This window comes from Streptomyces dioscori (assembly GCF_003024195.1).
In the GTDB taxonomy this organism is placed as follows: Bacteria; Actinomycetota; Actinomycetes; order Streptomycetales; family Streptomycetaceae; genus Streptomyces; species Streptomyces dioscori.
In genome coordinates, this window is the sequence record NZ_KZ679059.1 from 15,761 (window position 1) to 29,114 (window position 13,354).

The 13,354-nt window shown below is 72.0% G+C and carries 9 protein-coding genes; 5 read left to right on the top strand and 4 right to left on the bottom strand.

Translation table 11 applies throughout. The features are described 5' to 3' along the window. The first annotated feature begins 306 nt into the window (after window positions 1–306). The 5 genes from C6Y14_RS39380 to C6Y14_RS39400 all read left to right on the top strand — a co-directional run bounded on the left by C6Y14_RS39380 (window position 307) and on the right by C6Y14_RS39400 (window position 6,566). Window positions 307–2,223, top strand: coding sequence for an ABC transporter substrate-binding protein (locus C6Y14_RS39380; protein WP_107021730.1), 1,917 nt, complete (start codon window positions 307–309; stop codon window positions 2,221–2,223). A 50-nt stretch (window positions 2,224–2,273) separates the two neighbouring features. Further along, window positions 2,274–3,341, top strand: a complete 1,068-nt coding sequence (locus C6Y14_RS39385) for an ABC transporter permease (protein ID WP_107021731.1) — start codon at window positions 2,274–2,276, stop codon at window positions 3,339–3,341. 68 nt (window positions 3,342–3,409) lie between these two features. Beyond that, window positions 3,410–4,366, top strand: a complete 957-nt coding sequence (locus C6Y14_RS39390; RefSeq protein ID WP_107021821.1) for an ABC transporter permease — start codon at window positions 3,410–3,412, stop codon at window positions 4,364–4,366. Then, complete coding sequence (locus C6Y14_RS39395) at window positions 4,363–5,550, top strand: ABC transporter ATP-binding protein (RefSeq protein WP_225891509.1); 1,188 nt, start codon at window positions 4,363–4,365, stop codon at window positions 5,548–5,550. Before C6Y14_RS39390 ends, C6Y14_RS39395 begins: the two co-directional genes overlap by 4 nt. After that, window positions 5,547–6,566 carry an ABC transporter ATP-binding protein gene (locus C6Y14_RS39400; protein ID WP_107021732.1) on the top strand — a complete coding sequence of 340 codons (1,020 nt, stop codon included), beginning with the start codon at window positions 5,547–5,549 and terminating at the stop codon, window positions 6,564–6,566. Before C6Y14_RS39395 ends, C6Y14_RS39400 begins: the two co-directional genes overlap by 4 nt. 92 nt (window positions 6,567–6,658) lie before the next feature. Here the strand turns inward: C6Y14_RS39400 and C6Y14_RS39405 are convergent, their stop codons facing one another. The 4 genes from C6Y14_RS39405 to rbfA form a co-directional block, all read right to left on the bottom strand. Continuing rightward, window positions 6,659–7,615: a bifunctional riboflavin kinase/FAD synthetase gene (locus tag C6Y14_RS39405; RefSeq protein WP_107021733.1), complete on the bottom strand. Its 957-nt coding sequence runs from the start codon at window positions 7,613–7,615 to the stop codon at window positions 6,659–6,661. A gap of 146 nt (window positions 7,616–7,761) precedes the next feature. Then, the gene (locus tag C6Y14_RS39410; protein ID WP_225891510.1) at window positions 7,762–11,571 is read right to left on the bottom strand and encodes a serine protease; all 3,810 of its coding nucleotides are present in this window, start codon (window positions 11,569–11,571) and stop codon (window positions 7,762–7,764) included. Between the two features lie 334 nt (window positions 11,572–11,905). Then, window positions 11,906–12,811: a tRNA pseudouridine(55) synthase TruB gene (gene truB, locus C6Y14_RS39415; RefSeq protein WP_107021734.1), complete on the bottom strand. Its 906-nt coding sequence runs from the start codon at window positions 12,809–12,811 to the stop codon at window positions 11,906–11,908. Further along, window positions 12,808–13,302, bottom strand: a complete 495-nt coding sequence (rbfA, locus tag C6Y14_RS39420) for a 30S ribosome-binding factor RbfA (RefSeq protein ID WP_107021735.1) — start codon at window positions 13,300–13,302, stop codon at window positions 12,808–12,810. Before rbfA ends, truB begins: the two co-directional genes overlap by 4 nt. Window positions 13,303–13,354 lie beyond the last annotated feature (52 nt).

Below are 13,354 nucleotides of genomic sequence, written 5' to 3' on the forward strand. Positions count from 1 at the left end.
CCCGTACATCTACGGCGCGGGCCCTTTGCGTACCCCGGGACGCCTCTCGCGCGGCCGGTGCCAACAGGCCGTCGTACCAGCCGCGTTCCGTACCGCCAGCCTCCTACCAGGCACCCTTCACCGGTCTGGACCAATGGCCGTGAAATCCGGGTCAACTCGTTATTTCCGCAGGCCACACGGGGTTCACGGGCCGTTGACGCATGCCGACCGGCGCTGATAGACACGCACATCGACCCGGCCGCGGTCACCGGATCAGCAGGGCAACAGCCCGTCTCCGTGCGAGTGATGACGTGAGGTCAGCGAGCCATGGACACACACGACCAGTACGGCACGACGCGCTCCACCGAGGGTTTGACGAGTTGTCCGCGGGTGCGTCGTGGCTGGTCGCGCAGTTCCCCGCGCCCCTTCCGGGGCGCTGCCCTTCGGCTTCTCGCGGTCGCCGGGGCCGGCGCCCTCACCCTCACCGTCGGTCAGATGACCCCGCTCGGCCCGGCTCCCCAGCAGGCCGAAGCCAAGGACGACAAGCAAGTTCTCACCGTCGCGGTGGCTCAGAGCGTCGACTCGCTGAGCCCGTTCCTCGCGGCGCGGCTGGTCAGTACGAGCATCCACCGGCTCATGTACGAGTACCTGACCAACTACGACCCGAAGGACAACCACGCGATCCCGGGTCTGGCCACCAAGTGGGAGCCCTCGGCCGACAAGCTGACCTGGACCTACACGATCCGCGACAACTCGAAGTGGTCGGACGGGAAGCAGGCCACCGCCGAGGACGCGGCGTGGACGTTCAACACGATGATGACCGACGAGGGCGCGGCCACCGCGAACGGCAGTTTCGTCGCGAACTTCAGGACGGTCACCGCGCCGAGCCCCACGAAACTGGTCATCGAACTGAAGAAGCCGCAGGCCACGATGGCCGCGCTGGACGTGCCGATCGTCCCGAAGCACGTCTGGGAGAAGGTCGACGACTTCTCCGAGTTCACCAACGACAAGAAGTTCCCGATCGTCGGCAACGGCCCCTTCGTCCTGACGGCGTACAAGGCCGACAGCTACGTACGGCTGGAGCCCAACAAGTCGTTCTGGCGCGGGGCTCCGAAGTTCGACGAGCTGGTCTTCAAGTACTACAAGGACGGGGACGCGGCGGTCGCGGCGCTGCAGAAGGGCGAGGTGTCGTTCGTCTCCGGGCTGACGCCCGCGCAGGCCGCGGCGCTGAAGACCCAGCAGGACGTCACCGTCAACGACGCGCCGGGCCGCCGTTTCTACGCGCTCGCCACCAACCCCGGCGCGCAGGCCAAGAACGGCAAGAAGTTCGGCGACGGGCACGAGTCGCTGAAGAACCAGAAGGTCCGGCAGGCACTGTTCACGGCCGTGGACCGCAGGACCGTCATCGACAAGGTCTTCCAGGGCCACGCGGTGGAGGGCGAGGGCTACATCCCGCCGCGCTTCTCCCCGTACTTCTGGAAGCCGGCGGACGGCCAGCAGATCGCGTACGACCCCGCCGAGGCCGCCCGGCTCCTCGACGAGGCGGGCTACAAGAAGAACGGTGACGGCAAGCGCGTCGGCAAGAACGGCGAGCCGATCACCTACCGCGTCCTGTGTCATGCCACGGATCCGCCGGACAAGGCGGTCGGCAAGTATCTGCAGGAGTGGTGGGGCAAGCTCGGCATCGGCGTCTCGCTCGACTGCCGGGACAACGTGAGCGACCCCTGGCTGGCGGGCGAGTACGACCTCGCCTTCGACGGCTGGTCCGTCAACCCCGACCCCGACTTCGTCCTGTCCATCCACACCTGCGCGGCGCTCCCGGCGACGCCCGAGGACATCGGCGCGACCGACAACTTCATCTGCGACAAGAAGTACGACGAGCTGTACGACCAGCAGCTCGCCGAGTACGACGCCACCAAGAGGGCGGAAATCGTCAAGCGGATGGAGTCGCGGCTGTACGACACCGGGTACATGAACGTCATGGCGTACCCGAACGCGGTCGAGGCCTACCGCACGGACCAGATCGCGTCGATCACGAAGATGCCCGAGGCCGCGGGCAACATCTACGGCCAGGACGGCTACTGGAGCTGGTGGTCGGCGACTCCGGCAGCCGCCAGCGAGTCCTCCGACGACTCCAGCCAGACAGGCGTCATCATCGGCATCGTCGCGGGTGTCGTGATCCTCGCGGGTCTCGGAGCGTTCTTCGCGCTGCGCCGACGCGCGACCGCCGAGGACCGCGAATAGCCCTCGGCGAGCCGGGACAACTGGGAGTGGCCCAACAGTGAAGGCCGTTCATGACCGCTGAAGCGACACCCTCGCTGGTGGGGAAGACCGGTGGTCCGGCCGAGGCCGGCCCGTCGGCGGTCCGCGGACCACGGGGACGCGGCACCGCGTATCCGCGGTACGTGGCCGGCAAGCTGGGCGGCGCGGCCGTCTCCCTGCTCGCCGTCCTCGTCACCAGCTTCTTCCTCTTCCGGCTGATCCCCGGCGACCCGGTGAAGTTCATGACGGGCGGACGCCAGGTGTCGGCCGAGCAACTGGCTTCGTACAGACGGGAGTTCGGGCTCGACCTGCCGTTGTGGCAGCAGTTCACGGACTACTGCGGCAAGGCGCTCACCGGGGATCTCGGCACCTCGTACCAGTTCCGGGCGCCGGTCATGGACAAGATCAGCGAGGCCCTGCCGAACACGCTGCTGCTCACGGGAACGTCGTTCGTGCTCTACACGGCGATCGGCATTTTCCTCGGCACCCGGGCCGCCTGGCGCAACGGCGGCCTCGGCGACCGCCTGAACACCGGCCTCGCGCTGACCCTCTACTCGATCCCGCCGTTCTGGCTCGGCCTGCTGCTGATCATCGTCTTCTCGGTCGGGATCGGGCCGGTCCCGGGCCTCTTCCCGACGGGCGGCATGGAGTCCGGCAACGCGGAGGGCTTCGGTTACGTCCTCGACGTCGCCCATCACCTCATCCTGCCCGTGGTGACGCTGGTCGCGGTCGAGTACGGGCAGACCCTGCTGGTCACGCGTTCGGCGCTGCTCGACGAGATGGGCAGCGACTACCTGACGACCGCGCGGGCCAAGGGGTTGCGGGACGATCTCGTCCGCCGCCGCCACGCCGTGCCGAACGCGCTGCTGCCGACGATGACGCTGGTCTTCATCAACCTCGGCCGGACCGTCGCCGGTGTGATCCTCGTCGAGACGGTCTTCTCCTGGCCCGGCCTCGGCGGGCTCTTCTACCAGGCGCTGAGCGTGCCCGATCTGCCGCTCGTGCAGGGGCTGTTCTTCGTCTTCGCCGCCGCGGTGATCGTGATGAACACGCTCGCCGACCTGATCTATCCACTGCTCGACCCGAGGGTGGGCCGATGACGACGACGGACCCGGACGAGCCGATGCCGGCCCCGGACGAACCGGTGATGGCCCGGGACGAACCGGAGATGGCCCGGGACGAACCCGTGCCGGCCAGGGACGAGCCGCTGACGGCCTCGCCGGCCCCCGCGAAGGCCGGTCCCGGCGCCCTCGCCCGGCAGCGGCGCCGCGCCTCCGCCGTCCGGTTCTGGCAGCGCTACCGCACCCACCGCTCCGGTCTCTTCGGGCTGGCCGCGCTCGCGCTCTTCGCCCTGGTCGCGCTGACCGCACCGCTGACCGTCGGCTCCGACGTGCAGAGCGTGACGGGCGCGCCCGGTCGGCCCATGGAGAGTCCGAGCCTCGAATTCCCGCTGGGCACCGACCAGTTCGGGCGAAGTCTGTTCGGCCTGGTGGTGTGGGGTTCGCGGGTGTCACTGCTCGTGGGCCTGCTCGCGACCGTCCTCTCCGTCGCGATCGGCGCGCTCATCGGTATCACCGCCGGTCACTTCCGCGGCTGGTTCGCGACGGTGATGATGCGGATCACGGACTGGTTCCTGGTCATGCCGACGCTGGTGCTCGCGATCGCGCTCGCGACCGTGATGTCCCGTTCGCTCGGCACGATCATCCTGGCGATCGGGGTCACGACGTGGCCGACGACGGCCCGGCTGGTGCGTGCGCAGACCCTCGCCGTCGAGTCGCGGCCGTACATCGAACGCGCGAAGGCCCTGGGCGGCGGCCACCGGCACGTCATGTCCCGTCACGTACTGCCCAATGTCATGCCGCTGGTGCTGGCGCAGACGACACTGATCATCTCCTCGTCGATCCTCGCCGAGGCCACGCTGGCCTTCCTCGGCCTGGGCGACCCGACGGTCGTGTCGTGGGGCGGTCTGCTCCAGGACGCGCGCGAGGCGGGCGCGGTGAGCGCCGGGAAGTGGTGGTACCTCGTGCCGCCGGGCATCGCGATCGCCGTCGTGGCCCTCTCCTTCACGCTGTGCGGGCGTGCCGTCGAATCCGTCCTCAATCCCAAGCTGGGGGTGGCCCGTTGAGCACGCCGACCGCGCAACACCTGCTGGACGTACGGGACCTGGAGGTGACGTACGCCGGAGGGGTGGCCGCCGTGCGCGGGGTGAACCTCACCGTGGACGCCGGGCAGAAGGTCGGCATCGCGGGCGAGTCCGGCTGCGGGAAGTCCACGCTGGCGCTCGCCCTGCTGCGGCTGCTGCCGGCCGGAGCCCGGGTGAGCGGGGAGATCCTCCTCGACGGCGAGGACGTACTGACCATGAAGTGGGGGCGGGTACGGGCGGTCCGCTGGGCCGGGGCCTCGATCGTCTTCCAGGGCGCGATGCACTCGCTCAACGCCGTGCACCGCGTCGGGGACCAGATCGCCGAGCCGATCCTGCTGCACCGGAAGGCCACGGCGGCGGGCGCGCGCAAGCGGACCGGCGAGCTGCTGGAGCAGGTGGGGCTCCCGGCGGCGCGGGCGTCCGCGTACCCGCACGAGCTGTCCGGCGGGCAGCGGCAGCGCGTGATGATCGCGATGGCGCTGGCCTGCGATCCCCGGCTGGTCGTCGCCGACGAACCGACCACCGCGCTCGACGTGATGATCCAGGCGCAGATCCTCCGCCTCATCCAGCAGCTCGTCTCCGCACAGGAACTGGGCCTCGTCATGATCAGCCACGACCTCGCGGTCCTGTCCGACACCTGCGACCGGCTCGCGGTGATGTACGCGGGCCGGGTGGTCGAGGAAGGGCCCGCCCACCAGGTGTACGAAGACGCCCGGCACCCGTACGGGCAGGCGCTCTCGGCCGCCTTCCCGCGTATCGGGGACGCCGGGTCGCGGTTCGCGCCACGCGGGCTGCCCGGGGACCCGCCCGATCCGGCCGCACTGCCGTCCGGCTGCGCGTTCCACCCGCGGTGCGCGGTGGCCCTGCCCTCGTGCGCCACGGAGGACCAGCGCCTGCGCCCGGCCACCCCGGACCACCGCGCGGCGTGCGTGCACGTGGGCACGGCGGGGTCGGCGGGGCTGGCGGGTCCGGCGGGGCTGGCGGGTCCGGCGGATTCTGCTGGTTCTGCGGAGCCTGAGGGGCCTGCAGGGGCTGCGGAGCCTGCAGGGCCTGCGGGCTCTACGCAGCCTGCAAGGCCTGCGGGCTCTACAGAGCCCGCAGGGTCCACGGAGCCTGCGGGGTCAGCGGGGTCGGACGTGGCGGAAGAGGCGAGGAGCACTCCATGACGGTGACGCCCCAGTCGGTCGCCGCGGCGGCTTCGGTCCCCGCCGCGCCCCTCCTGAGTGCCGAAGGGCTGGAGGTCAGCTTCCCCGCGCGGCGGGGGGACGCCGCGCGGGCCCGTGCCGTCGACGGGGTGGATCTCGACATCCGGCCCGGTGAGATCGTCGCGCTGGTCGGCGAGTCGGGCTGCGGCAAGACGACGCTGGCGCGCTCGCTCCTCGGCCTCGTCCCGCCGACAGCGGGCCGGGTCACCTTCGCAGGCCGCCCGCTCGACTACTCCTCGCGGGCCCTCAAGGCGTACCGCAAGCGGGTCCAGCTGGTTCTCCAGGATCCGAGCGGCTCGCTGAACCCCCGGCACACCGTGTACGACGCGGTGGCGGAGGGGCTGCGGATCCACGCGTACGCGGGCGACGAGCACGAGGCGGTCTCGACGGCCCTCGCGCGGGCCGGGCTCCGACCGCCCGAGCGGTTCTTCCTGCGCTATCCGCACGAGCTCTCCGGCGGCCAGCGCCAGCGGGTCGTCATCGCGGGCGCGCTCGTCCTGGAGCCGGAACTCATCGTCGCGGACGAGCCGGTGGCGTCCCTCGACGCGTCGGTACGCGGCGAGATCCTGGCCCTGTTGCTGCGTCTGCGCGCCGAACTCGGCCTGTCCGCCCTGGTGGTGACCCACGACCTCGGACTCGCGTGGAACATCGCGGACCGGGTCGCGGTGATGTATCTGGGCCGGATCATCGAGACGGGGGCGGTGGAGGATGTCCTGAGTTCCCCTCAGCACCCGTACACACAGGCCCTGTTGTCCGTCCTGCCCGAGGCCCCCGGCGACCCGGTCGTCCTGACCGGCGAGCCCCCGGACCCGTCCCGCATCCCCCCGGGTTGCCGCTTCCACGCCCGCTGCCACATCCTGGCGAACGGCGAGGCGGACCGAGCGGGCGTGGCAACCGCGTGCCGCACGACAGATCTACCGCTGCTCAACGGCAGCGGCGCTTCCCAGGTGGCCTGCCACTGGGCCGCGTCCCGCTAGGGGCAGCGCCCCGTCAGGGGCGCGGGGAACTGCGTGCCCACCTACGACGCACCATCAGCCGAAGAACAACCCACCCGTTGGCCCGGGCCGGCTCAGGCCCCCGCGTCGTACTCCGCGACAAGCTCCCGGGACCGCTTCACGTCGTCCGAGATCGCTTCCAGCAACCCCTCGATGGAATCGAACTTGGCCATCCCCCGCACGAACGCCAAGAAGTCGACAGCGACATGCAACCCGTACAGATCGAGCCCCACACGATCGATGGCGTACGCCTCGACCGTCCGCTCGGTCCCGTCGAACTGCGGATTCGTCCCGACGGAGATCGCCGCCGGCATCGCCTCGCCCTGCGCGTGCAGCCACCCCGCGTACACCCCGTCCGCGGGGATCGCGGTGTGCGGGAGCGTCTCCACGTTGGCCGTGGGGAAGCCCAGTTCACGCCCGCGCTGGGCGCCCCGGACGACGATGCCCTCGACGCGGTGCGGCCGGCCGAGGATCTCGCGGGCCCCCTCGACCTCGCCCTCGGCGACCAGCCGCCGTGTGAGGGTCGACGAGAACGGCTCGCCGCCCCCCGCCTCACCGGTCACGTACAGATCCACCACGTCGACCTCGAAGTCGTACGTCCTGCCCTGCTCGGCGAGGAAGGCGACATTGCCCGCGGCCTTGTGGCCGAAGCGGAAGTTGGGGCCCTCGACGACGGCCTTCGCGTGGAGCTTGTCGACGAGGACCTTCACCACGAACTCGGCGGGCGACAGCTTCGAGAACTCGGTCGTGAAGGGCAGGATGAGCAGCGCGTCCACACCCAGTTCGGCCATCAGCTCGGCCCGGCGGTGGTGCGGCGCGAGCAGCGGCGGATGGCTGCCGGGCCGGACGACCTCGCTCGGATGCGGGTCGAACGTGACCACGACGGACGGAACGCCCAGTTCACGCGCCCGCTCGACGGCATGGCTGATGATCAGCTGGTGTCCGCGGTGGACTCCGTCGTACGAGCCGATGGTGACGATGCTGCGCCCCCAGTCCTGGGGGATGTCCTCCAAGCCACGCCAGCGCTGCACTGTGACCGCTCCTCGTCGAACCTGTGTCCGTGTCTGCCTCATACGCAGCTCTAAGGGTGCCATGCCGTGTCCCCTGGACCCGCATCGGCATGGGCCCTGTGACCGGTGGCACGTGACAGTGGCGCCGACGGGGAGGCGGCGAGGGGTCACACCGGCACCCGTACCCCCGCGAGGTTCTCGATCATGCGGCCCGTGCTCGGTCCGACCACCGTGGACCACTCGTCGGGCGCGGCGGCCAGCCAGCGGCTCACGAGCGCGGCGAAGCCGGGGATCCGGCGGCCGAGATCGACGAGGGCTCGGTCGTAGCGGGTGGCGCCTTCCGGGGTGCGGACGAGCAGGACGCCCACGGTGTGGAGGAGCGCGCGGGTGTGTTCCTCGTCGCCCTGTGCCGTTCCCTGCGCCGTTCCCTGCGCCGTTCCCTGTGCAGTTCCCTGCGCCGTTCTCTGTGTCGTTGCCTCCGCTGCGGCCCGTACCAGCGCGTCCAGCACCACCGGATCGTGTTCGCGCGTCAGCAGGAGGTCGAGGAACTCGCGCCGCAGGGGGCGGGACGCGGGTGTGCCGGGCGCCGCGAACACCTCGGCGAGCGCGGCCCGCAGCGGCGGCCTGCCCCCGTCGAGCAAGCCCGCGACGAGGGGATACAGCACCGCGCCGGCGTCGGGGCCCTGCTCCAGCCGTCGGTCGACGAACGCCGCAACCTGCGCCGCCGTCTCCGGACGCCGTTCCACGACCTCGCGTACGAGGGCGGCGACGCGACGGGCGAGCGCCGGTGTCGTGACCTCGGCGAGTGTGCGCAGGGCCGTACCGTCGTCCGGTTCGCGCAACCGGTCGTGGAACGCGGCGAGCACCGGATCAGGGTGCGTGGCCAGCGCGGCGACCAGCGCGCTCGCGGGCAGCCGTGGGTCGCGGGCCCGGAAGCGGGCGAGGGCCTGCGGCAGATGGCGGGCCCTGGTGTGCGGATCGCGGACCAGCAGGGCCAGTGCGTCGCCGTGCAGCGTGCAGTCGCCGGGGCGGGCCAGCAGCGCGAGCGCGGTCCGGCGCAGCAGCTCACGGTCGCCCTCGGTGCGTACGTGCGCGGCGGTCCGCAGCGCGTAGGCCGCCGCCGCTGCCCGCCGGGCCGGGCGCACGTCGTGCACCCAGCGGTCGACCGCGCGGCAGAGCGCGGACGGCTCCTCCTCGGCGAGCACGTCCAGCAGTTCGTCCGCGCGCGCGTGCCCGCTGTCGACCAGCGCCTCGGTCAGGTCGTCCGGGGCGCGGTGCCGGTGGGTGTGCAGCAGGACCTGCGCGGCGGTCGCCACGGTGGCGTCGGGGGTCGCGGGGAGCGGACGGTCGTCGTCGAACCAGTGGGTGAGGTGCGGCTGCACGGCGGCCGGGTCGGCGACGAGAAGCTCGGACACGGCGTCCAGGTAGCGCGGTTCGGTGGCGGGCGGCGCCCCGTCCGCCACGACGAGCCGCCGCAGCAGATCGAAGCGGTGCGCCCGCGGCAGGGGCAGCGCTCGCCAGAAGCCGGGCCCGAACTCCTCGGGCACGGCCCGCCCTTCGGCCCGCCACCTGACCACGTGCTCGGCGAGGTGCCGCAGCACTCCGAGATACGGGGTCGCGTCGGGCACCCGGAGCAGTACGCCTCGCAGCAGGCGGGTCGCCCACCAGGCGCCGGCGTACGGGGTGACGCCCACGTCTTCGGACGTCTCGTCCAGCACGTCGTCGAGCATGCGGAGCAGTTCGCGCAGGCGGAGGGTGAGGTGATCGTCGCCCTGTTGACGCGGCACGAGAAGGAGGGCCTGGAGCACGGGCGCGAGGCGGTGGCGAGGGAGGTCGAATGCCTCGGACCCGCTCGGATCGCCCCCCGAGCCGCTCGGATCGCGATCGGAGCGGCTCAGGCCGGCCCCGGACCCACTCGGGCCGCTCCCGGAGCCGCGGCGGGGCGCCAGGGCCCCGAACACCGCGTCCAGGTCGAGGTGCATGCCCTGGATCCAGTCGGCGAACTCCTCGTGCGCGAAGCGGTAGCCGTCCCCGGCCGGTACGAGCAGGCCCTCGGTGAGCACGGCGGAGGCCCAGCCGGTGCAGCCGCCGAGCCGCCGGTCGGGCACGGGCCCCCACGGGAACAGGGTCTCGAACGCCGCCCGGTCCAGCTCGCCCTCCCCCGGCCCCAGGCAGCGCCGTGCCGCCACGTGCACCTGTCCGGCGACGCGGGCCGCGAGGCGCCGCACCGCCGTCCCGCGCAGCCCGTTGGCCGCCGCGAGCCGCACGGCCACCCGCAGACACATCAGATCGAGGTACGCGGCGAAGACCTCGTCCCGCTTCGCCTTCCCGGGCGGCGCGCCGGACAGCGCGGCCCGCACCTCCGACAGCAGCCGCAGCGTCAGCGGATGTTGTGCGTCGGCCCCGTCCAGGGCACCCTCGGGGATCCCGTACCGCGCGCGGGCCTCGCGTGCCTCGTCCTCCTCCAGGTCACCGAGGCGTACGCAGGCGGGCAGTTCCGCGGATGCCTCGCCGCCGCTCCAGCGGGGCCCGTACAGCAGCTCGGGCGGGAAATGGGTCCCCGCCCACTCCCAGTACTCGTCCCGGCAGGCCACCACGAGACGCACTCCGTGCTCCCGCAGCCAGTCGGCGGTACCGGCGGCCCACTCCGGCAGGCGGTGGGCGAGGCCGGGCGGCATCTCCTCGGGGCTGTCGAGCAGGAGCAGCAGGGGCCGCCCGGCGTCCCCGGCGAGCCGGGCGAGCCGCTCGGGCCTGATGTCGCCGAGCGCGCCCCGCCCGCCGCCATGCTCATCGCCACCGCCACCGCCACCGCCACCGTCCCCGCCACCGTCCTTGTCCGTCTTGTCCGCGGGCTCGGGCCGGGAGCCGAACGGCGAGGTCACGATCCGCCCCGCCCGCTCCAGCGTCCGCCGGGCCGCGTCGGCCACCGACACGTCCGTGGCCCGCAGATCGGCGCCGCGCAGCCACAGGGTCGGAGCCGGTTCCACGCCCTGGTTGCGCCGGGCGGCCAGCCCCGCCAGCTCCGTCGTACGCCCGCTGCCCGGAGCACCGACCAGCGCGAGAACACCGTACGAGCCGTTCCCGTGGTGGGGGTCGTACGAGCCGTGAGCCGGATACCGGGGACCTTCGGTGAACGCGGTGAACTCCCGCACCACAGCAGCCCGTTCGACGGACGGGGTCGGGCCGGGTCCCGCCGGGGACTCGACGGTGGCCGTCAGTTCCAGGACGCCCGCCGGATTGAGGTCGTCCCCGTAGGCGGGCACCGTCGCGGCGTTACGGGCCAGCAGTGCGGCGAGCGGGCCGGCGGCAGGCGTGCCGCCCGTGGACAGCGGTACGGCGAAGCCGCCGACCCGTCGGTCGGAGTGGAGCGCCGTGCCCAGGACGGCGACCACCGCACCGGTGGCCGCGTCGACCACCGGTCCGCCGGCCGCCCCGCCACCGAGCCGCAACGCGTCGCTGCCCGCCGTACCGATCGCCAGTTCCAGCGCGGATCCGAGGAGATGGAAGCGGTCGGTCGCCGTGTACGTCACGGCGGAGGAGCCCAGTACGCGGGCCTCCCGCCAGCCGCCCGCGGCGATACGGACGTACGTGCCCCTCTCCACGGAGTCCCGGACGGTGATCGGGAGGGGGGTGAGGCCGCCCAGTCCGTCGCAGTGGACGAGGGCGAGGCCGAGGGACGGCAGAGCGGTGACCGCGTCGGCCGGGACCAGGCAGGTGCGGTCTCCGGCGGGTGCGTACAGGACGAGGCGGGAAAGGCCGTCCACCGCCTCGTGACTGGTGACGACCGTGCCGTGGTGGTCCGCGACGAAGCCGGTACCGCGCGGCCGTCCGGCGAGGTCCAGGATCCGCACCAGGGACCGGTCCGCCGCCGCACCGGACCGGACAGCGGGCTGCCCGGTCCCGCCGGGCGCTGTGCGGGCGACGTCCCGGTGGATTCCGCCATCCGCCTCAGCCGTCACCGAGGTCTCCCGGGTCATGCTCGAACCTCCCCGCCGCGCGCGCCGTACCGTGCTTTCGACGCTTCGATTTCCGACGGTAGGCGCGCGATGATCGGCCGCGACAGATCCCGAGCCGAACAAGCCCCCTTCCGCTCCCCCGGTTCACTCCGAGCGCCCGGCCGGACGGGTGATGGGAAGGGGGTGGATGGATACACCCTTGGGTGGGGGAATCGAGGGGGGACAGTGGAGCGGCGCCCACAGGCGACCCCGTGAACGCCGCTCCACGACGAAGAAGGAAAAAGACCACCACGGACAAGGCGAAGACCCGAGCAGCCAGACAAAGCCCCGGACGGTCAGACGAGGACCTGAACGGTCAGACGAAGACCGCGAGGCTCTTGGCCTTGCCCTTCTGCTCCTCCACCAGCGCCAGGAACCGTCCCTCGGGATCGAACACCCCGACGGCCCCGGCCCCGGTGTACTCCTCGGGCATCTCCAGCCGCACGCCGTTCGTCAGCAGCTGCGCGCGCTTGGTGTCCACGTCCCAGCGGGGGAACGCGGTCGCGGCGGCCTGCGCCACCGGCATCACGGTCAGCTCCTCCTGGAGCTGGTCGAGCGTCCGCGCGGTGTCGAGCTTGTACGGGCCCACGCGTGTGCGCCGCAGCGCCGTCAGATGACCGCCGACACCCAGGTCCGCGCCCAGGTCACGGGCGAGCGCACGGATGTACGTACCGGACGAGCACACCACCGAGACGATCAGGTCCAGGACGGGGGTGCCGTCCTCGGCCACGGCGCCCCGGACGTCGTACACGGCGAAGGACGAGATGCGCACCGGGCGGGCCGGGATCTCGAAGTCCTCACCCTCCCGCGCCCGCTTGTACGAACGCACGCCGTTGATCTTGATGGCGCTGACCTTGGACGGCACCTGCATGATGTCGCCGCTCAGCTCGGCGATCCCGGCGTCGATGGCGTCCCGCGTCACCCCGGAGGCGTCGGCCGACGAGGTGAGGTCGCCCTCGGCGTCGTCGGTCAAGGTGTTCTGCCCGAGCCGGATGGTGCCGAGGTACTCCTTCTCGGTCAGCGCGAGGTGCCCGAGGAGCTTGGTCGCCCTCTCGACGCCGAGGACGAGCACACCCGTCGCCATGGGGTCGAGGGTGCCGGCGTGGCCGACACGGCGGGTCTTGGCGATCCCGCGCATCTTGGCGACCACGTCGTGCGAAGTGAAGCCCGACGGCTTGTCCACGATGACAAGGCCGTCGGGCGTCTGCTGCTTCTGCGTCATTTGGCGGCGTCGCCGTCTTTCTCGTCGTCGGCCGACTCGTCGTCGTCCTCGTCGCCGGGCTCGTCGTCGTCTTCCGGCTTCTTGTACGGGTCGGCGTCACCGGCGAAGGTGGCACCGGCCGAGACCTCGCGCACCTCGGCGTCCTTGGCCCGCGCCTTGTCGAGGAGGTCCTCGATGGTCTTCGCGGTGTCCGGCAGGGCGTCCGCGACGAAGGTCAGCGTCGGGGTGAACTTCACGCCCGCCGCCTGGCCGACCGCCGAGCGGAGCACGCCCTTGGCGCTCTCCAGACCCGCGGCGGCTTCCGCGCGCTGCTCGTCGTCCCCGTACACCGTGTAGAAGACGGTCGCCTCACGGAGGTCCCCGGTGACCCGGGTGTCCGTGATGGTCACATGCGTACCGAGCCGCGGGTCCTTGATCCCACGCTGCAGCTTCTTGGCAACGACCTCTCGGATGAGGTCCGCCAGCCTCTTCGCCCGCGCGTTGTCGGCCACTGGTCCGTCTCCCTCTTATCTGCTGATCCGTGTACGGGCGATCCTTGTCGCC

Coding starts and splice junctions, on each gene's coding strand:
- C6Y14_RS39410 (WP_225891510.1), bottom strand. CDS start 11,571: ATGACCCGGGAGACCTCGGTGACGGCTGAGGCGGATGGCGGAATCCAC.
- truB (WP_107021734.1), bottom strand. CDS start 12,811: ATGACGCAGAAGCAGCAGACGCCCGACGGCCTTGTCATCGTGGACAAG.
- C6Y14_RS39390 (WP_107021821.1), top strand. CDS start 3,410: ATGGCCCGGGACGAACCCGTGCCGGCCAGGGACGAGCCGCTGACGGCC.
- C6Y14_RS39400 (WP_107021732.1), top strand. CDS start 5,547: ATGACGGTGACGCCCCAGTCGGTCGCCGCGGCGGCTTCGGTCCCCGCC.
- C6Y14_RS39380 (WP_107021730.1), top strand. CDS start 307: ATGGACACACACGACCAGTACGGCACGACGCGCTCCACCGAGGGTTTG.
- C6Y14_RS39385 (WP_107021731.1), top strand. CDS start 2,274: ATGACCGCTGAAGCGACACCCTCGCTGGTGGGGAAGACCGGTGGTCCG.